Below are 17,975 nucleotides of genomic sequence, written 5' to 3'. Positions count from 1 at the left end.
ATAAGCTTGTCGTACGAAAATCGATCCGAAGGAGCGTCAGATGCTGCTTTTCAGGTGACAGCGGAAAGAGCGGAAGTGACAATACCGCCAGCTAAGATGGGCTGGCCGGTGAAGAAAGCAGACACCCGGGGTGTCTGCCCGATATTTCGCTTGTAAACTACCAGCCGCAGACGTTGGTCTCTTCATCCGATTCATAACCGCGCACGATATTAATCAGATCTTTGACGGCATCGGCAGCCACCCCCGGCGCCTGCAGCTCATTCAGGGAGGCAAACTCTTTATCCACCGATACACCATTATTATTATTGGTCACCGACAGCGTGAACCCCTTCCCCTGGCTATTGTCAGACGACAGCGGGGCAACAAGTTCTGCCAGCGCCTGCTCGGCCATGGCGGGAATATATAGCGCCATCGGCTTCAAATAGACTTTCTCTTGTCTGTCATTATTGTTGCCATTAGCAACAGCCAGTGAATAACCTCTATTTTCGTTGTTCATACGTGCAGCCTTATCCCTCTATCAGAATTTGAGGATCGACATAAAAATCTACGTTGAAGACGGTGTCTTCAGTCAATGCTTCAATTCGGTGCCATTTCTCCGGCGGAAATACGCCAAACTGTCCGGCTTCAATGGTCAGCGTTTCCACCGGCTGCGGGCTGGTCTCATCGGCATAGCCGTAATAGCGGATAGCCCCCTGCATCACAGCCAGACGGGGATAGACTCCCTGCCGGGTTCCGGCATCAAGATGCCGCTGCCAGATAGAGGCGGGCGCCGTCTCTGTAGTCCACAGGGGCGTAGTTCGCGTATGAACATAGTGGGTGGGAATAATAATTCGCTGCATGATTCGGCCTCGCTTTCCGCACCCTTGCGTGCGGTGGGAACGGTGAAATATGTTGCATATGATATACCCCTTTTAATCACTAAGGGTATTATTTTTAAAGATGAGAATTTTCTACCCCCGTTAATACTCAATAAGGGTTAGTTTTTCTGAAATATAAAAATGGACGGACCTGTGAATCAGATCCGCGATAAGACAGGAGAGAAGATGATTTATTTTACCGGCGTGTTCAGGGGGCCGGGTTTACCAATTAGATAACCCTGAACCAGATCGCAACCTAATTGTTGCAGCGAATGGAGTTGTTCTTCTGTTTCGACGCCTTCGGCGACAATACGCATATGTAAACTTTTTCCCATGCTGATGATCAGACGCACAATATCAAGATCGTCTTTTTGCAGCGGAATATTAATCACAAACGAGCGATCGATTTTTATCTTATCGAACGGGAAATAGCTCAACCGCGACAATGACGAGTAGCCGGTACCAAAATCATCAATCGAAATCTGGATCCCCAGCTCACGCAGCTGGCTGAGAATCTCTAAAGAGCGGGTGTTTTCATTGAACACATCCGACTCGGTAATCTCCAGATCCAGACGATGCGGATCGAGGCCCGTTTTTTTCAATACGCTGACAATCACATCGGTCAACGAGCTGTTAATCAACTGAATAGGCGACACGTTTACCGAGACCTTAAGCGGCGATGACCAACGCGCCGCCTCTTCGCAGGCGGTGCTGAGCACCCACTCGCCGAGGGCGTTTATCATGCCCGTTTTCTCGGCAATCGGAATAAAGGTGCTCGGCGGAACCACGCCGCGTACCGGATGGAACCAGCGCACCAGCGCTTCGTAACCGTAAATTTCACCGCTGACCGTGTCGGCTATCGGTTGGTAATACACCCGGAATTCACCATTACCGAGCGCCTGCAGCAGATCATCCTCGAACGATTTATTCTCCTGCAGACGTTGCAGCATGCCGGCGCGGAAGACCTTGACGGTACCTGCGCCCTCTTTTTTCGCCTCATACAGCGCCAGATCGGCACATTTATATAAATAATCGGTGCGCGTTTCGCGATCGGAAAGCACGATGCCGATGCAGGCATCGATGTTGATCATCGAGTCATAGATTTGATAGGGCTGGATGATTTTTTCCCGGATCACCATCGCCCGTTCCAGCGCCATCTCTTCGCTCAGGTCACAGGAGATCAGGGCGAATTCATCGCCTCCCAGACGATAGAGCGTTTCCGCAGTTTTACGGAAAAACGACAGGCGGCTGGCCAGTTCCTGCAGCAGTTTATCGCCGGAATCGTGGCCCAGCGTATCGTTTACATCTTTAAAATTATCGAGGTCGAAAAGCATCACCACGGCACAGCCATCGTAAGGCCTGACCTGATTGACAATTTCCTGCAACTTTTGCCAGAAGGAGAGCCGATTCGGCATACCGGTCAGCGAGTCATGGTAAGCATCGTACTGCAGACGGCGGTTTTGCACCTGCAGCTTCTCTTTTGACAGCTGCAGATCGTCGGCCAGCAGCTTCATTCGCACATGGGCACGCCGCAGATTGTTATTCTGCCGCAGCATCAACAGGCCCAACGTGATACAGGTTGTAATCAACAGGATGGAGATAATTGAATAGATGTAATACAGATTCTGAATTTTATCGTGAGTATGATTAACAACGTCAATCCCCTGCACCAGCGAGGTGGAGGCGAGCGAGGTCATCGGGCCGTCAATCTCTCTCATTTTGCCTAACACCGTCTTAATCTGAGCAGGTGTCATTTTATCCAGCCCGCTATCGAGCTGCTGCAAAATAGCGAACAACGTATCGACGGTAGCCTGGCGCCCGGCATCTTTATGAATAAAATTCCTCAGTTCGCCCTGCTGCAACAGTTCAATCTGGCTCAACATAATATCCAGGCGCAGACGTACCTGATCGCGGTCAGCGCTCTCCACGCCAAGTGCGAATGCGCCTAAACTCGACTCCAGCCGCATATACTCGGATACTATCTGGGCGACTGACCAGGAGTCCGTATAGCGGGTTAATTTCTGTAACTCACTTTGCCGCTCATGCACCAGATAGGTAATGTATCCGGTGATGATGAACAGCGACAAAATAATCCCGGTAAGTATTCGATTCAAGATCAAACCCTTACTCAATGATAATTTTTGAAACTTGCCACGCTGAACGGGAATAATAAACCTGGTTTTGCAGTTCAGGGCTGCTATCGTACGGATAAACAATAAATAAAGGGCCTTTATCACGGATGTGCATATATTCGCCATTTAATTTTAGCGCGAGGATAACAGGGAACTGGCGAAAATCATCGAGCGGGACCATCGTCGTATAGTCGTTCAAGGCAATAACCTTGGCCGTCTTGCCTCTGGCACCGACTAAATCCATGAGTTTGCTAAGGGAAACGCCCTCAAAGCGCACTTTTCCTGAGTACCAGGGCGTGGTGGTGACAATGGTCTCCATCCCCAGTTTTTCTAATGCCGCCAGGTCAAAAACCGCGGTATCGCCTGCATTTGTATTTCCAATCAAGCCGGAAATGGTTAAAACGGGCTTCCCCGTAGGGGCAGGCAGTTTTTCTGCAAAAGCATTAGGCAAAACCATAACACAAAATAAAACTGCGAAAAGTAGACGCATTTAGCTCACCATTCCGGAATTGGAGATAAGTTAATTGTAAACCATTAAGGTCAATTCTTAAAAGACGTCAGCAGCGGGTTGTGAGGTTCTCGATTAAAAATATTTTCTCTTTCCAGAACACTCTGAACCTGTGTTTACGCCTGACGATAAAAAGCACATTTTTTGCCATTAAGGCAGCACTTTCGGTAAAAATCTTTTCTCTCATCCTGGAGCGCGGTAGTCTTTGTACAGACGCCGCTAAGACTGCGTCTCATTCCAATAATGATAAACACGGCAACAGACAGGACAGGTATGGACTCAACGCTTATTTCCTCCCGCCCCGGCAAGGAGACATGTTCACTCAATCGCGCCAGAAGAGCGGCCTGGGGCAGCTTTGCCGGCGCGGTGGTTGACTGGTACGATTTTTTACTCTACGGCATTACCGCCGCGCTGGTTTTTAACCGCGAATTTTTCCCGCAGATTAGCCCGGCAATGGGTACGCTGGCCGCCTTTGCAACTTTCGGCGTCGGCTTCCTGTTTCGTCCCCTCGGCGGCATTATCTTCGGTCATTTCGGCGATCGCCTCGGCCGCAAACGGATGCTGATGATGACCGTCTGGATGATGGGGATTGCGACCGCCTGCATTGGTCTGCTCCCTTCTTTCAATCAAATCGGCTGGTGGGCCCCCGTGCTGCTTGTCACCCTACGCGCTATTCAGGGCTTCGCCGTCGGCGGAGAATGGGGCGGCGCGGCGCTGCTGGCAGTAGAAAGTGCGCCCAAAAATAAAAAAGCCTTCTACAGCAGCGGAGTTCAGGTGGGTTACGGCGTGGGTCTGCTGCTTTCCACCGGCCTGGTCTCGCTGATCAGCGCCAACACCACCAACGAGCAGTTTCTCAGCTGGGGCTGGCGCCTGCCGTTCTTGTTCAGCGTGGTGCTGGTGTTAGTTGCGCTGTGGATCCGCAACGGCATGGCCGAATCCGCCGAATTTGAAAATCAGCAGCAGGAAGCGCAGCTGAAAACGGCCAAAAAGCGCCTGCCGGTCGTCGAAGCCCTGTTTCGTCATCCCGGGGCGTTTTTACTGATTATCGCCCTGCGTCTGTGCGAACTGCTGACCATGTATATTGTCACCGCCTTCGCCCTGAATTACTCAACGCAGAACCTCGGCCTGCCGCGTGAACTGTTCCTTAATATCGGCCTGCTGGTCGGTGGGATTAGCTGTCTGACAATCCCCTGCTTCGCCTGGCTTGCGGATCGCTTTGGCCGCCGGCGGATCTACATTACCGGTGCGCTAATCGGCACGCTCAGCGCGTTCCCGTTCTTTATGGCGCTGGAGAGTCAGTCGTACTTCTGGATCCTCTTTTTCGCCCTGATGTTGGCCAATATCGCCCATGATATGGTGGTTTGCGTTCAGCAACCGATGTTCACCGAGATGTTTGGCGCCAGCTATCGTTACAGCGGGGCCGGCGTCGGCTATCAGGTCGCCAGCGTCATTGGCGGCGGCTTTACGCCATTTATTGCCGCGGCATTGGTCACCTTCTCCGGTGGCTCCTGGCACAGCGTGGCGATTTACCTGACCGGCGGCTGTCTGCTCTCTGCCGTCACCGCCATGTTGATGAAAAAGACCCCTCACCCCTGATTGCGCGGTACGCGCCGGGGAACCGCCGCGTACATGGAGACCTTATGATTCAGGACAACCGCCCGGCCTGCTGGCCCGCACAGTTTCATCCCCAGCCGCTACCGCTGCTCTACTGCCCTGACCCGACGCTGGCTGAGCAGCCGCTGTTTGAACAGGCCCGCCGCGGCGATGCGGTGGCGCAGATCTGGCAGGCGCCGCAAGGACTGGTGGTGCCTGGCAGCTATCGCAAATTCAGTGAGCTCAGCGCCGTCAGCGCGCTTTTTTCCCGCCGCGGCTGGCCGGTGTGGCTTCGCCGCTCCGGCGGTGGACTGGTCCCGCAGGGCCCCGGGATTATCAATCTCAGCCTCGCCTGGCCTATCGCGCAACCGCTGGGCGAAGCGGCAGAACCTATCTATCAGCAGCTCTGCGGGCTACTTCAGCGCACGCTGGCAACGTTTGGCGTCGGGAGTCACTATCAGGCGGTGACGGGATCATTTTGCGACGGGCGCTACAATCTGGCCTGCGGCGAGGGTGACCATGCCCGCAAAATTGTCGGTACTGCCCAGTACTGGCGACCGCTGGCCGATGATCGAGGACATGTTGTCCTGGCGCATGCGGTGATTTTAGTGGATACCGATCTGATCGGCGCGCATCAGGCCGCGAACGATTTTGAAGCCCGCCTCAACAGTGGCCGGGTCTATCGTGCTGATAAAACCGTGACGCTGGCGCAGCTGCTGCCCGGCGAAACAGAGTTACTTCCCCGCTTTCACCAGGCGTTGGCGGAACAGCTGGCGCTGTTCAGCTGAAGGTGTGCTTCAAATAGTGGCTGAATGTCTCTACCGCGCGTGATACGCGCGGTGCATAGGGGCGGATAACGTACAGATTTGGCGCGAAAACCTCGACCGGCCGCCAGCCAGGAAGCAACTCCTGCACCAGCCCACGGCCGATGGCCTCCCGGGCGCTGAAATCAGGCAGCAGCGCAATACCCAGCCCTGCCAGCACCGCATCACGAAGCGATTCGCTATTGTTGGTCGCGAAGGGGCCATGAACCTTGACACTCACCCGTTCGGCCGGTTGCTCGCTGGACTCGAACGTCCACTGCGGGCTTTGCGCCCCGCGCGGATAGGTCAGACACTGATGATGGCGCAACGTCTCCGGGGAATCCGGACGGCCAAAACGGCGGATATACTCTGCCGAGGCGACGATCAGCGTCGCCGTACTGCACAGCGGCCAGGCCACGTGGGTCTCCGGCAACGCTTCGCGGCGGCAGTGACGTATCGCCAGGTCAAATCCCTCGCTGGCCAGGGATACCAGCCGGTCGGTCACCTCCAGCTGCAGTTGCAGCTGCGGGTGCTGGTGCAAAAATGGCGTAATCGCCGGTACCAGCTGTTGACGGGAAAAGGCGACCGGCGCCGTGACCCGTAGCGTTCCCCGCAGCGGCCCGCCTTCATCACAGGTACCGGCAAAAATATCGCGCAGCTGTCCGAAAGGTTCGTTCAGCTCCGCCACCAGCCGCAGGCCATCCTCGCTGAGCGTCACATTCCGCGTCGTGCGATGCACCAGCTTTTTGCCGGTGATCCGTTCCAGCTCGCTAATTTTCTGACTGATCGCCGACTTGCTGACCGCCAGTTTTTCCGCGGCGCGGGTATAGCTTTTTTGCTCTTCCAGCACCGTCAGCCAGTACAGATGGGTCCAGTAACTCTCCGGGCGAATCTCATTCATCTCGATTGTTCACCTGTATAAACAATGAATTCCACTATAGCGGTTTTTGCCCGGCAGAACATGGATTAGCATCGCGGAAGTCAGCTTACCAACCGCGGAAGTAAGGAGTACCTGCCATGCCGTTACTGATATTTGATGTGATTGAAGGCCGTAGCGAACGCGAACTTAATACTCTGCTGGATGCCGCACATCGCGCGGTTATTCATGCGTTTAAAGTGCCGGAGCGCGATCGCTACCAGATTGTTCACGAAAACAAGGCCCACCATATGGTGATTGAGGATACCGGACTGGGATTCACGCGCAGCAACAAGCTGCTGGTCGTGCGGGTGTACACCAGCCCGCGCAGCGAAGAACAAAAGCAGCTCTTCTATGCCACCCTGCTCGCTGAGCTGCAGGAACATTGCGGACTCAGCGCTGATGACCTGATGATTTCCATGATCGGTAACCAGAAAGGCGACTGGAGTTTTGGCCGCGGCGTCGCCCAATATATGACCGGAGAGCTTTAACCTTCCCGGGCCCCGTGCCGTTATGCTTTCGGCGCGGCGGCCATCCGCATACGTGCCTTTTGCTCGATGTTTTCCAGCAGTTCCTGCACGTCATCCTCATCAATATCAAGGAACTGACCGTCGAGTAATGCGGCATGAATATCTTCACGAGTCACCGGGATCCCCAGCGGCACAACCTTGGGTTTGACCTCTTCAGCCGCCAGAGGGTGGGGATAGCGGCGCCCGACCAGGTTGTTGAAGATGATTGCCAGTAGCGCCAGCATCGCCGAATTTAGCAGTACCGGCGTCAGCACAAAGTGGTATCCCGCGCTGTGTACGCCCGCTCCGCCGAGGATAGCCGTCAGCGCAACGGCACCGCCGGGCGGATGCAGACAGCGGAGGAAGTACATGGCGGCGATAGCCAGTCCGGCTGCCAGACCACAGGCCAGGGCAAGCTGAGGCACCCACATCCCGACGGTAACACCGATCAACGCCGAAACCACATTCCCCCCGACGATTGACCACGGCTGCGCCAGCGGACTGCTCGGCACGCCGAACAGCAGCACTGCAGAGGCCCCCATCGGCGCAATAAACCACAGATTCATCTCACCCAGCAGCCAGTGACTGAACATACTGGTGACGGCCAGCCCCGTACCGGCACCTATCGAGCCGATGAGGATATGTTTTCGGGCAACGGGCAGAGCATGCGGCTTTAATCGGCCAAGAAAAATGCGGACCCGCGAAAACAGTGCGGTCGGTAAAACGCTTAACATCGAACGGCTCACTCACGTCATATAAATTACTTATATTTTATTTTCATTTTTTAACCATATTTTAACAACCATATCTTTCGAAGGGCTACTTCCCTCCCCCCCCTGAATTTAGCGATGCGCCGCCGTTATGTGATCCCGGGACACTACGTTAGAATCATTTCCCCACCGGGATTTAACCCACTCTACGGATTGAAGGTCACAATACAGTGAATAATAAGACAAATTTAGTGAAAGACGTGGCATGGGCCAGCCAGAATATGCCGCGCACGCTGCGTCAGGTCGCCGCCCTTCCCGATCTGAGCCATGTCCGCCTGGCCTGCTGCATGCATCTGGATATGAAAATGATTCCGCTGGTGCAGGGGATACTGGAGAAAGGAGCGAAAGTCTTTCTGACCACCTGTAACCCCACCACCGTTCAGGACGACGTTGTCGCCTGGCTGGTAGAGCGCGGTGCACAAGCCTGCGCCTGGCGCGATATGAGCGATGCCGACTGGCAGCAGTCCTGGGAAAAAGCGATCGCCTGGGGCCCGACCCATCTGTGTGAAATGGGCGCCGATATCACCACCCTGCTGCACCAGCGCGGGGAATTTGGCAACATCGTCGCCGGTCTGGAAGCAACCGGTTCCGGCGTCAGCCGCCTGGGCGATATTCGTCCCGGCTACCCTATCTTTAACTGGGACGATCTCCCGGTTAAAGAGGGACTGCATAACCGCCATATGGTGGGTCTCACGGCCTGGCACACCTTCTTCCAGACGACTCACCTGACGCTGCATGAGAAGAAAGTGCTGGTCATTGGCTACGGTCTGGTGGGACAAGGCGTTGCCGCCGCAGCAAAAGCCTTTGGCGGACAGGTGATGGTGGCAGAGATCGATCCCGCCCGTCGCCTGCAGGCGGCCTATGATGGCTGGCATGTTGTTGATTTACAGGATGCCATCGCCTCGGCAGATGTGGTCGCTACGGCAACCGGTGCAAAAAAAGTGGTCAATAGTACGGCGCTGGATAACGCCAAAGATGGCGTCTTTATTCTCAATGTCGGCCACGTTGCGGAAGAGATCGACTGCGGCTACCTGCGTCAGTTCAGCCACGATGAGGTGATGCCGTATATTAATGCGTACCGGGTGGGCGATAAAACCGTCTACCTGATGGCCAACGGCTCAATGCTGAACCTGACTGCGGGATTTGGTGACAGCCTGAACGCCTTTGACGTAACCCTCGCCGTCATGGCCAGCGGGATTCATCACATCGTCACGGACGGCATGAACGCGGAAGCGAATGTCTATCTGCTGCCGCAGAGCGTATGGCAAAAAGCGCTGTAAATCCGCAAAAATTCAGGGCGACGGCCGTCGCCCTGAATCTGGCTTAGCGGCTTTCCGGCAGCACGATATTACTCTCCGCCAGGGTGCCCATTTCGTTAAATACGGTGCACGCCGCCTGCACAAGATGCATCGCCAGCGCGGCACCGCTCCCCTCTCCCAGCCGCATATCCATATCCAGATAGGGCTTCAGCTGCAGATGTTCCAGCGCAATACGCGCCCCTTTTTCCGCCGACAGATGTGAAGGGATCAGATACGAATGCACGCCTGGAGCCAGACGGCAGGCTGCCAGTGCGGAGGCATAGGAGAGGAAACCGTCCAGCACAACCGGCAGTCCGCAGGAGGCGGCACCCAGCATCACACCGGTCATCCCCACCAAATCAAATCCGCCGACTTTTGCCAGCACGTCAAGACCATCGTCGGCCTGCGGCTGATTCACAGCAATCGCCTGACGGACGACATCGGCTTTGTGTCCCAGCTGGGAGACCGGCAGGTTAGCGCCGATGCCCACCACATCCTGCGCGTCGTTCCCGGTAAGAACGCTGACGACCGCCGCCGCCGGCGTGGTGTTCGCCATCCCCAGTTCGCCAACGCCGAACACGCGTACGCCCTGCGACGCCAGTTCTCGCGTATAGCGAATGCTGGCCAGTAGCAGCGCCGTCGCCTGTTCCCGGCTCATTGCCGCCGTGCGGGCAATATTACCGCTGCCGCGCGCCACTCTCATATCCACCAGACCAGGGATCGGATCCGCGTCGATACCGGCATCGACTACATGCACCTGCGCGCCCGCCTGGGCCGCCAGCACGCAGACGCCAGTATTCTTGCGGGTCATGTTTATCGCCTGAATCGCCGTAACGGCCTGCGGCGAGATCGCCACCCCTTCGTGCCAGACGCCGTGATCGGCGCACATCACCACAATGGCTTTTTCCGCCAGCTGCAGCTGTCCCTGCAGCCCTGGCATTCCGGCCAGCTGTACTGCCAGCGCCTCCAGTCGTCCCAGACTGCCCGGGGGTTTCAATAACCCATCCAGATGTTGTTGCGCCTGAGCCATCGCCGCGCGGTCCGGCAGCGGAATGTCGGCGATGAAGGCCGAAAGATTGTCCATCATGTTCCTCGTAGCACTTGCAGGTGATTTGCCATAGCCCGTCGTGAACGCCGTCGCGCATGAAAGCTGGCGTGACGCAGCGGTTCGCCACCGGGAGAAGGAGATAAATCAGAGAGGGGATAATTCCCGACGGCGAGAGCCGCCGCCGGGCAGGTACGATGCGATTACTCTTCGACCTTCGCTTCGCCCATGACTTTCAGCTTTTTGGAAATGTCACGACGTTCTTTCGACAGTTCGGCGTTTTTGATGATGTAGTCATCAACACGATCTTCGTAATCGCTTTTCATGCTGGCGATGATGCCCTGAATAGCTTCAACGCTCATGCCCGGTTTGATGTAGTCACTGAGGTTGTCCAGCAGCAGTACGCGCTTCTGGTTATCACGGATCTTTTTCTCAACGTCCTGAATTTCACGCTGCAATTTGTTCTTACGACGATACAGACGAACAAACTCCAGTACGTCCTGGAAAGAAGGCTTAGTTGTTTCCATTTTTACACCCCTAATATTTGAGATTCGGATTCGCTAAAGCGACTGCTATATAGGGCTAACATAACTGTTAGCAGCCGCGGATGACAATGTTTTTTCCTTTACGTTTATCATAACCCTAAATGCTGCTGAATCGAAGCAACCTGTGGGCAAATTGCGCGCATCTGGTTTTTATTTACGCAAAGCCCGGCAGATTAAATTCGACAGCAGTTCAAGCTGGCGCGCCAGTTCTATCGTCAGCCAGACGTAGCCGTGGATCGGGGTTTCCGCCAGGCTATCTCCCTGATGCTCTTTCATTAGTTCGCGCAGTTCGGCGACGATATCATTGAGTTTTTCCGTGTTGGCGCGAATCGGCTGCGGATTACCTTCATACAGCGCATGCGCAATCGTCAGCAGCGTTTGCTGGGTCATCTGCTGGGTCTCGCGCAGCGTGTGGGCGTTCAGCATCACAAAATGGCCGGGACGCGAGCTCCAGTATGCATTGATCTGCAGTTCCAGCATGCAGACCAGGTTACGACTCACGGTTTGAATAGCTTCAAAGATGGCTTTCTGGATATGGGTTTCTTTACTCGCCGGGGTAATCAGCCCGCGCATCTTCACCACATCGTTAAGCACTTTTTGCAGATGTTTTTCCAGCCGCGGTCTTTCCACCAGATTGGGGGAGAATCCGGCCTGATAAAGACGGTTGAAGGCGGTGACGTAATTTGCCATCTGGATTCGCCAGTGCAGGAACGCCCGCTGCGGCCAGATGCCGGTGAACAGCATGGCCAGCAGGGAACCAAAGATAACATCGCCGCTTCGCCATAGCGCGGTGTGCATATCCCCTGGCGGCGCGCCCACCACCACCGCCAGCGTAATGCCGATGAGCAGCGCCTGATACGGTTTTTTCCCTAACGCCAGCCAGCCGCAGAGGAACATCGCCACCGCGCACCACAGCACCATGACGGGTAAGGAGATAAGCTCAAGCTTTAACGCCACCAGCCCGAGTGCCGAGCCCAGGATAGTGCCGCCGATACGCTCAAAGGCGCGCGGTACGACGTTGCCCCAGAACGAAATCGGCCCCATCACCACCACCAGAGTGATCAGAGGCCACGTCCCTTCCGGTACATTCAGCAAACGAACCAGCAAAAAGGTAAGGACAAAGGCCAGAGCAATTCGAATACCATGCACCACGCGATAGTGGCGATACAGACGGATTTCGAAAGGCTTAAGTGATTTATCAGCGCGCACAGACCTCTCCAGCAAGCAAACGGCGGCAGGAAGCAAAGGCCAATTGTAACTGCTTTTTCAATGTAAGCAGTACGCTAATGTAAAAAACCTTGTCCACTGCAGGGGTAAGCGCTTATTTCGCCACCCGTTCCACCGCGACATACATTTCGATGTCCCAATAACCGTCCTGATTGCCGTCGTTGAGATAGACCTCAAAACAGGGTTTTTCCGCCAGCCGATACGCCTTGCTCTGCACCAGGCTATTGAAGAACGCCAGCCACGGCGTCGAGAAGTCGTGATTTTCCACCCGCGCGCTGGCGACTGCATACTCTCCCCCGGCAATCTCAGTGAGAATAACCCCTTCGCTGTTGGGCGGAATGACGAAATCGTCTGCTACGGTGACCACCGTATCGCAGCGCAGCTTCTCCGGTGGAACCTGATCGGGATTGTCATAGTAAACGGCCACCCACTCCTGTGCCGGAATCTGACGGCCGCTGACCCACGCCATAAGCTGCTCAAAACCCAGCTTAACGGTCTGCTCCCAGGGCCCCACCATATGAAAACCGGCAATGGTTCGTTTGCCGACGGACTTCACGCTGTAGTTCATATTGCCTCCACCAGTGATAACAACTGTATAAATGTACATATACTGTAGCCAGGTGATGCACATCAGTATGTGCGCTGATTCACAGAGTGGCCAATGAAGGGGGGCGAAAAATGAGCAAAAAAAACGCCCCGTGCGGGGCGTTGCGGTTACAGCGCGTGATGCAGATAATCGCTCATCCGCGAGAACACCCCGCCCTTGCCGACGCTTTCCAGCGTCACCAGCGGCCAGTGAGCGACCACTTTATCGCCGTCATAGAGTGAGATTTCCCCGACCCGTTGATTTGCGGCAATTGGCGCCTCAAGATCTTTTTTATCCAGCACATATTTGGCTTTAATACGCGGCACTTCCGACTTTGGCAGCGCCAGCCAGAAATCCTGATCGGTGCCCAGCTGGATTTGTTCTTTATCACCGTACCAGATACGTTCGCTGCCGACCTTTTTGCCCTTTTGCAGCACCTGAACGGTGTCGAAATTTTGCTGACCCCAGTGCAGCAGTTTTGCCGCCTGCTGTTCGCGCCCTTTCGGGCTATCGGCCCCCATCACTACGGCAATCAGGCGCCGCTGGCCGTCCACCGCGGAGGCAATCAGGTTAAAGCCGGCGCCGGAGGTATGCCCGGTCTTTAATCCATCAACATTCATGGTCTTATCCCACAGCAGCCCGTTCCGGTTCTGCTGGGTGATCCCGTTCCACGTCAGGCTTTTTTGGCTGTACATGTGATAAACGTCAGGCTCGCCGTGAATGATCGCCCGCGACAGCACCGCAAGATCGTACGCCGAGCTGTGTTGACCCGGCGCATCCAGGCCATGCACGGTTTCAAAGTGGGTATCCTGCAGATGCAGTTTTTTTACGTACTCATTCATCATGGCCACGAACTGCGGCTGGCCGCCTGCGACATAATCAGCCAGCGCCACGCAGGCATCATTGCCGGAGTCGACGATGAGGCCGCGGCTTAAATCCCGGACGCTGACCCGATCGCCGGCCTTAAGGAACATCAACGACGAGCCGTCAAAGACAGGGTTGCCTTTCGCCCAGGCGTCGCGGCCGACGGTCACAATATCGTCAAAGGAGATACGATGACTGTCGATGGCGCGATCGACGACGTATCCGGTCATGAGTTTGGTCAGGCTGGCAGGGTTGCGCTGCTGGTGTTCATTACCCGCAGTCAGGATCTGCCCGGTCGTGTAATCCATCAGTACCCAGGAGCCCGCCTGAATGGACGGTGGCGGCACGGTGACGGGGAAATCATTGGCAGCAAATGCGCAAGAAACGCTCGAAGCGAGCAAAGTTACAGCAATAAAAAAACGGCCTTTCAACGGCATATCCTCTAAATTGACAGATTCGCCGTCCTTTTTACGGAAATTCTCCTTTCAAATCAGGGTTTAATTGCAAGAAAATATGACACGGCAAAAGCGCCGCGCAGCCAACGCCCTTCTGATGCCCAGGTAAATCGTTTACCATAACGGGTGCCAGCCACCATGGAAAATGAACAGATTATGCAAGATAGCGCCAACCAGCCCGGATTTTTATTCCACGATTACGAAACCTTCGGTACCCACCCTGCGCTCGATCGGCCGGCCCAGTTCGCCGCCATTCGCACCGATGCCGAACTGAATATCATCGGTGAGCCGGAGGTTTTCTACTGCAAACTGGCCGACGACTATCTGCCGCAGCCGCAGGCGGTGATGATAACCGGGATCACCCCGCAGGAAGCGAACGCCAAAGGCGATAATGAAGCCGCCTTTGCCCGCCGGATTCACGATCTGTTCACGGTGCCGAAAACCTGCATCGTCGGCTATAACAACGTGCGCTTCGATGATGAGGTCAGCCGGAATATTTTCTATCGTAACTTTTACGATCCCTACGCCTGGAGCTGGCAGCACGACAACTCTCGCTGGGATCTGCTGGATGTAATGCGCGCCTGTTACGCCCTGCGCCCGGAAGGGATCAACTGGCCGGAGAACGACGACGGACTGCCAAGCTTTCGCCTTGAGCATCTGACTGTCGCTAATGATATTGAACACAGCAACGCCCACGACGCGATGGCCGACGTTTACGCCACCATCGCCATGGCAAAACTGGTCAAAGCCCGGCAACCGCGTCTGTTTGACTATCTCTATAGTCATCGCAACAAGCGCAAGCTGGCGACGCTGATCGACGTTCCGCAAATGAAGCCGCTGGTCCATGTTTCCGGCATGTTCGGCGCGGCGCGCGGCAACACCAGCCTGGTGGCTCCGCTGGCCTGGCATCCGGATAACCGCAATGCGGTGATCATGGTCGATCTGGCCGGCGATATGACTCCGCTACTGGAACTGGATGCCGATACCCTACGCGAGCGTCTGTACACGCCAAAAGCCGATCTGGGCGAACTGGCGGCGGTACCGATTAAGCTGGTTCATCTCAACAAATGCCCGGTGCTGGCTCAGGATAATACGCTACGCCCGCAGGATGCCGACCGCCTGGGGATTAACCGCCAGCGCTGTCTGGATAACCTGCAGCTGTTGCGCAGTCATCCGCAGGTGCGGGAAAAAGCGGTGGCTATTTTCGCTGAAGCGGAGCCGTTTGTTCCCTCCGACAACGTCGATACTCAGCTCTATAACGGCTTTTTCAGCGATGCCGACCGCGCGGCGATGAAAATTGTGCTGGAAACCGAGCCGCGCAACCTGCCGGCGCTGGATATTACTTTTGCCGACAAACGGATCGAGCGTCTGCTGTTTAACTACCGCGCCCGCAACTTCCCCGGCAGCCTTGACGAGGCCGAGCAGCAGCGCTGGTTAGAACATCGTCGCGAGGTGTTTACGCCGGCGTTTTTGCAGGCCTATGCCGATGAGTTGCAGATGCTGTATCAACAGCATGAACAGGACAGTGAAAAGCTCGCGCAGTTGAAGGCGCTGTGGCAATACGCGCAGGAGATTGTTTAATTTGCGGGAGCGCCCGGAGGCGGCGCTTGCTGCGCCCTGTCCGGGCGATAAAACCCAATACAGCACGCTCCCGTCTCCCGGGTGAGGCAAGAGCCACGACCCGGGAACGGTGATTTAGCCTTTGGCGCGGCTGGCGATAATCGCGTCAGCCACGTTGCGCGGGGCTTCCGCGTAGTGATGGAACTCCATACTGTAGGTCGCTCGTCCCTGCGACATCGAGCGCAGCGTAGTGGAATAGCCAAACATTTCAGCCAGCGGAACATCCGCGCGGATAATCTGGCTGCCGAATCGCTCTTCCATCCCCTGCACCATGCCACGACGAGAAGAGAGATCGCCCATAATATTCCCGGCATACTCTTCCGGCGTTTCCACCTCCACATGCATCACCGGTTCGAGAATCACCGGATCGGCTCTGCGCGCCCCCTCCTTGAAGCCAAAAATCGCCGCCATGCGGAAGGCCATTTCCGATGAGTCGACATCATGATACGAACCAAATGTCAGGGTCGCTTTGACATCGACGACCGGATAACCCGCCAGCACGCCGGTGCCCATCGCTTCACGCAAGCCTTTCTCCACCGAAGGAATGTACTCGCGTGGCACCACGCCGCCTTTCGTTGCGTCTTCAAACACAAAACCGCTCCCCGGCGCCAGCGGTTCGAGGGTCAGCACAACATGACCATACTGCCCTTTCCCGCCGGACTGACGGACAAATTTACCTTCCACCTCTTTCACCGTTTTACGCAGTGTTTCGCGGTAGGTGACCTGTGGACGGCCGATATTCGCCTCAACGCCAAACTCACGCTTCATCCGGTCGACGATAATTTCCAGGTGCAGTTCGCCCATCCCGGAAATAATTGTCTGTCCGGACTCTTCATCCGTATGCAGACGGAAAGAGGGATCCTCAGAGGCCAGCCGCTGTAGGGCAATCCCCATTTTCTCCTGATCCGCTTTGGTTTTCGGCTCAATCGCCAGCGAAATCACCGGCTCCGGGAACTCCATCCGTTCCAGGGTAATGATCGCATTCGGATCGCACAGGGTGTCGCCGGTGGTGACATCTTTCAACCCGACGCAGGCGGCAATATCTCCGGCATGCAGCTCATCCACTTCATGGCGATCGTTGGCATGCATCAGCACAATACGCCCGATACGTTCTTTCTTGCCTTTGACCGGATTATAGACCGCATCGCCTTTTTTCAGGGTGCCGGAATAGACACGAATAAAGGTCAGCTGGCCGACGTACGGGTCGGTCATCAGTTTAAACGCCAGCGCCGAGAACGGTTCGTCGTCGCCAGGATGGCGTTCCGCCGGCAGCCCTTTCTCATCAACGCCGTCAATCGCCGGCACATCCTGCGGCGAAGGCATCAGTTCGATAACCGCATCCAGCATCCGCTGCACGCCTTTATTTTTAAAGGCGCTGCCGCACAGCACCGGCTGAATTTCGCCGCCGACGGTACGTTTACGCAGCCCGGCCACAATATCGGCCTCGCTCAACTCGCCGCTCTCGAGATATTTATCCATCAGCTCATCGTTAGCTTCCGCCGCTGCGGAGACCATTTTTTCTCGCCACTGCCGGGCGGTTGCCAGCAGCTCGTCCGGTACCGGCGCATAGCTGAAAGTCATCCCCTGGGTTGCGTCATCCCATAAAATGGCGCGCATTTTGATGAGATCCACCACGCCGGTGAAATGCTCCTCGGCACCAACGGGGATTACGATCGGCACGGGATTCGCTTTCAGGCGGTCAATCATCATCTGCACGACGCGGAAGAAGTCGGCGCCCGGACGGTCCATTTTATTGACGAAGGCCAGCCGCGGAACGTGATATTTATTCGCCTGTCGCCACACGGTTTCCGATTGCGGCTGCACGCCGCCGACGGAGTCATAGACCATCACCGCACCATCCAGCACGCGCATCGAGCGCTCTACTTCGATGGTGAAATCCACGTGGCCCGGGGTATCGATAATATTGATACGATGCGGCTCGAAGCTACGGTCCATGCCGGGCCAGAAGCAGCTCACCGCAGCGGAAGTAATCGTAATTCCGCGCTCTTGCTCCTGCGCCATCCAGTCAGTGGTTGCCGCGCCATCGTGTACTTCACCCAGTTTGTGGCTCATTCCGGTGTAAAACAGAATGCGCTCGGTGGTGGTGGTTTTACCGGCATCGATATGCGCGGAGATACCGATGTTGCGATAACGTTCGAGAGGGATGGGTCGGGGCATGATGCGTCCTTAGTCATTTTGACTGTCAGTAAGCGGCCAAATGGTGCCGCAGAGTGGTTAACTGCCGTC

17 protein-coding genes are annotated in these 17,975 nt (G+C 55.7%); 5 read left to right on the top strand and 12 right to left on the bottom strand.

What is annotated here, in order from left to right; translation table 11 throughout:
• Nucleotides 1-157: 157 nt before the first annotated feature.
• From DSD31_RS08685 to DSD31_RS08670, 4 genes are all read right to left on the bottom strand, one after another.
• Nucleotides 158-496 (bottom strand): DUF1869 domain-containing protein, encoded by a 339-nt coding sequence (locus DSD31_RS08685; RefSeq protein WP_004864476.1) that lies wholly within the window; start codon nucleotides 494-496, stop codon nucleotides 158-160.
• A gap of 10 nt (nucleotides 497-506) precedes the next feature.
• On the bottom strand, nucleotides 507-839 hold the full coding sequence (locus DSD31_RS08680) for a TehB family protein (protein ID WP_004864478.1): 333 nt from the start codon (nucleotides 837-839) through the stop codon (nucleotides 507-509).
• 209 nt (nucleotides 840-1,048) lie between these two features.
• The gene (locus tag DSD31_RS08675; protein WP_004864480.1) at nucleotides 1,049-2,971 is read right to left on the bottom strand and encodes a putative bifunctional diguanylate cyclase/phosphodiesterase; all 1,923 of its coding nucleotides are present in this window, start codon (nucleotides 2,969-2,971) and stop codon (nucleotides 1,049-1,051) included.
• A 10-nt stretch (nucleotides 2,972-2,981) separates the two neighbouring features.
• On the bottom strand, nucleotides 2,982-3,479 hold the full coding sequence (locus DSD31_RS08670; RefSeq protein ID WP_004864483.1) for a putative pterin-binding protein: 498 nt from the start codon (nucleotides 3,477-3,479) through the stop codon (nucleotides 2,982-2,984).
• A 291-nt stretch (nucleotides 3,480-3,770) separates the two neighbouring features.
• On the opposite strand from DSD31_RS08670, the gene shiA reads away from it, so the two are divergent.
• Together shiA and DSD31_RS08660 are read left to right on the top strand one after the other, a co-directional pair.
• Nucleotides 3,771-5,093: a shikimate transporter gene (gene shiA, locus DSD31_RS08665; protein WP_004864485.1), complete on the top strand. Its 1,323-nt coding sequence runs from the start codon at nucleotides 3,771-3,773 to the stop codon at nucleotides 5,091-5,093.
• A 44-nt stretch (nucleotides 5,094-5,137) separates the two neighbouring features.
• Nucleotides 5,138-5,878 carry a lipoyl protein ligase domain-containing protein gene (locus DSD31_RS08660; RefSeq protein ID WP_004864487.1) on the top strand — a complete coding sequence of 247 codons (741 nt, stop codon included), beginning with the start codon at nucleotides 5,138-5,140 and terminating at the stop codon, nucleotides 5,876-5,878.
• Here DSD31_RS08660 and DSD31_RS08655 read toward each other — a convergent pair.
• Nucleotides 5,871-6,794, bottom strand: a complete 924-nt coding sequence (locus DSD31_RS08655) for a LysR family transcriptional regulator (protein ID WP_015583950.1) — start codon at nucleotides 6,792-6,794, stop codon at nucleotides 5,871-5,873. The two genes, DSD31_RS08660 and DSD31_RS08655, sit on opposite strands and share 8 nt — an antisense overlap.
• A gap of 116 nt (nucleotides 6,795-6,910) precedes the next feature.
• Between DSD31_RS08655 and DSD31_RS08650 the strand changes: the two genes are divergently transcribed.
• On the top strand, nucleotides 6,911-7,300 hold the full coding sequence (locus DSD31_RS08650; RefSeq protein ID WP_015583949.1) for a tautomerase family protein: 390 nt from the start codon (nucleotides 6,911-6,913) through the stop codon (nucleotides 7,298-7,300).
• 20 nt (nucleotides 7,301-7,320) lie between these two features.
• Here the strand turns inward: DSD31_RS08650 and DSD31_RS08645 are convergent, their stop codons facing one another.
• Nucleotides 7,321-8,052: an HPP family protein gene (locus tag DSD31_RS08645; protein ID WP_015583948.1), complete on the bottom strand. Its 732-nt coding sequence runs from the start codon at nucleotides 8,050-8,052 to the stop codon at nucleotides 7,321-7,323.
• A 206-nt stretch (nucleotides 8,053-8,258) separates the two neighbouring features.
• Between DSD31_RS08645 and DSD31_RS08640 the strand changes: the two genes are divergently transcribed.
• On the top strand, nucleotides 8,259-9,368 hold the full coding sequence (locus tag DSD31_RS08640; RefSeq protein WP_004864495.1) for an adenosylhomocysteinase: 1,110 nt from the start codon (nucleotides 8,259-8,261) through the stop codon (nucleotides 9,366-9,368).
• Nucleotides 9,369-9,411: 43 nt separating this feature from the next.
• Here DSD31_RS08640 and cobT read toward each other — a convergent pair whose 3' ends face one another.
• The 5 genes from cobT to dacD all read right to left on the bottom strand — a co-directional run bounded on the left by cobT (nucleotide 9,412) and on the right by dacD (nucleotide 14,084).
• Nucleotides 9,412-10,470, bottom strand: coding sequence for a nicotinate-nucleotide--dimethylbenzimidazole phosphoribosyltransferase (gene cobT / locus DSD31_RS08635; RefSeq protein ID WP_015583946.1), 1,059 nt, complete (start codon nucleotides 10,468-10,470; stop codon nucleotides 9,412-9,414).
• 164 nt (nucleotides 10,471-10,634) lie between these two features.
• On the bottom strand, nucleotides 10,635-10,958 hold the full coding sequence (locus DSD31_RS08630; RefSeq protein ID WP_004864499.1) for a DUF496 family protein: 324 nt from the start codon (nucleotides 10,956-10,958) through the stop codon (nucleotides 10,635-10,637).
• A gap of 168 nt (nucleotides 10,959-11,126) precedes the next feature.
• Nucleotides 11,127-12,185, bottom strand: coding sequence for an FUSC family protein (locus tag DSD31_RS08625; protein WP_004864501.1), 1,059 nt, complete (start codon nucleotides 12,183-12,185; stop codon nucleotides 11,127-11,129).
• Nucleotides 12,186-12,297: 112 nt separating this feature from the next.
• Nucleotides 12,298-12,771 (bottom strand): DNA gyrase inhibitor SbmC, encoded by a 474-nt coding sequence (sbmC, locus tag DSD31_RS08620; RefSeq protein WP_064367671.1) that lies wholly within the window; start codon nucleotides 12,769-12,771, stop codon nucleotides 12,298-12,300.
• Nucleotides 12,772-12,917: 146 nt separating this feature from the next.
• The gene (gene dacD, locus DSD31_RS08615) at nucleotides 12,918-14,084 is read right to left on the bottom strand and encodes a serine-type D-Ala-D-Ala carboxypeptidase DacD (protein ID WP_004864504.1); all 1,167 of its coding nucleotides are present in this window, start codon (nucleotides 14,082-14,084) and stop codon (nucleotides 12,918-12,920) included.
• A gap of 180 nt (nucleotides 14,085-14,264) precedes the next feature.
• Here dacD and sbcB point away from each other — a divergent pair, with 180 nt between their 5' ends.
• On the top strand, nucleotides 14,265-15,689 hold the full coding sequence (gene sbcB / locus DSD31_RS08610) for an exodeoxyribonuclease I (protein ID WP_015583944.1): 1,425 nt from the start codon (nucleotides 14,265-14,267) through the stop codon (nucleotides 15,687-15,689).
• Nucleotides 15,690-15,803: 114 nt separating this feature from the next.
• Here sbcB and fusA read toward each other — a convergent pair whose 3' ends face one another.
• The gene (fusA, locus tag DSD31_RS08605) at nucleotides 15,804-17,906 is read right to left on the bottom strand and encodes an elongation factor G (RefSeq protein WP_015583943.1); all 2,103 of its coding nucleotides are present in this window, start codon (nucleotides 17,904-17,906) and stop codon (nucleotides 15,804-15,806) included.
• Between the last annotated feature and the right edge of the window lie 69 nt (nucleotides 17,907-17,975).

This window comes from Klebsiella sp. X13 (assembly GCF_003323835.1).
Classification (GTDB): domain Bacteria; phylum Pseudomonadota; class Gammaproteobacteria; order Enterobacterales; family Enterobacteriaceae; genus Klebsiella; species Klebsiella ornithinolytica.
Note: the sequence above shows the minus strand (reverse complement) of the source record. Positions and strands in the feature narration are given on the sequence as shown.

Excerpts from the sequence above, each read along its gene's own strand:
- DSD31_RS08685 (WP_004864476.1), bottom strand. The coding sequence starts at position 496 with ATGAACAACGAAAATAGAGGTTATTCACTGGCTGTTGCTAATGGCAAC.
- DSD31_RS08680 (WP_004864478.1), bottom strand. The coding sequence starts at position 839 with ATGCAGCGAATTATTATTCCCACCCACTATGTTCATACGCGAACTACG.
- DSD31_RS08670 (WP_004864483.1), bottom strand. The coding sequence starts at position 3,479 with ATGCGTCTACTTTTCGCAGTTTTATTTTGTGTTATGGTTTTGCCTAAT.
- shiA (WP_004864485.1), top strand. The coding sequence starts at position 3,771 with ATGGACTCAACGCTTATTTCCTCCCGCCCCGGCAAGGAGACATGTTCA.
- DSD31_RS08660 (WP_004864487.1), top strand. The coding sequence starts at position 5,138 with ATGATTCAGGACAACCGCCCGGCCTGCTGGCCCGCACAGTTTCATCCC.
- DSD31_RS08655 (WP_015583950.1), bottom strand. The coding sequence starts at position 6,794 with ATGAATGAGATTCGCCCGGAGAGTTACTGGACCCATCTGTACTGGCTG.
- DSD31_RS08650 (WP_015583949.1), top strand. The coding sequence starts at position 6,911 with ATGCCGTTACTGATATTTGATGTGATTGAAGGCCGTAGCGAACGCGAA.
- DSD31_RS08645 (WP_015583948.1), bottom strand. The coding sequence starts at position 8,052 with ATGTTAAGCGTTTTACCGACCGCACTGTTTTCGCGGGTCCGCATTTTT.
- cobT (WP_015583946.1), bottom strand. The coding sequence starts at position 10,470 with ATGGACAATCTTTCGGCCTTCATCGCCGACATTCCGCTGCCGGACCGC.
- DSD31_RS08630 (WP_004864499.1), bottom strand. The coding sequence starts at position 10,958 with ATGGAAACAACTAAGCCTTCTTTCCAGGACGTACTGGAGTTTGTTCGT.
- sbmC (WP_064367671.1), bottom strand. The coding sequence starts at position 12,771 with ATGAACTACAGCGTGAAGTCCGTCGGCAAACGAACCATTGCCGGTTTT.
- sbcB (WP_015583944.1), top strand. The coding sequence starts at position 14,265 with ATGCAAGATAGCGCCAACCAGCCCGGATTTTTATTCCACGATTACGAA.
- fusA (WP_015583943.1), bottom strand. The coding sequence starts at position 17,906 with ATGCCCCGACCCATCCCTCTCGAACGTTATCGCAACATCGGTATCTCC.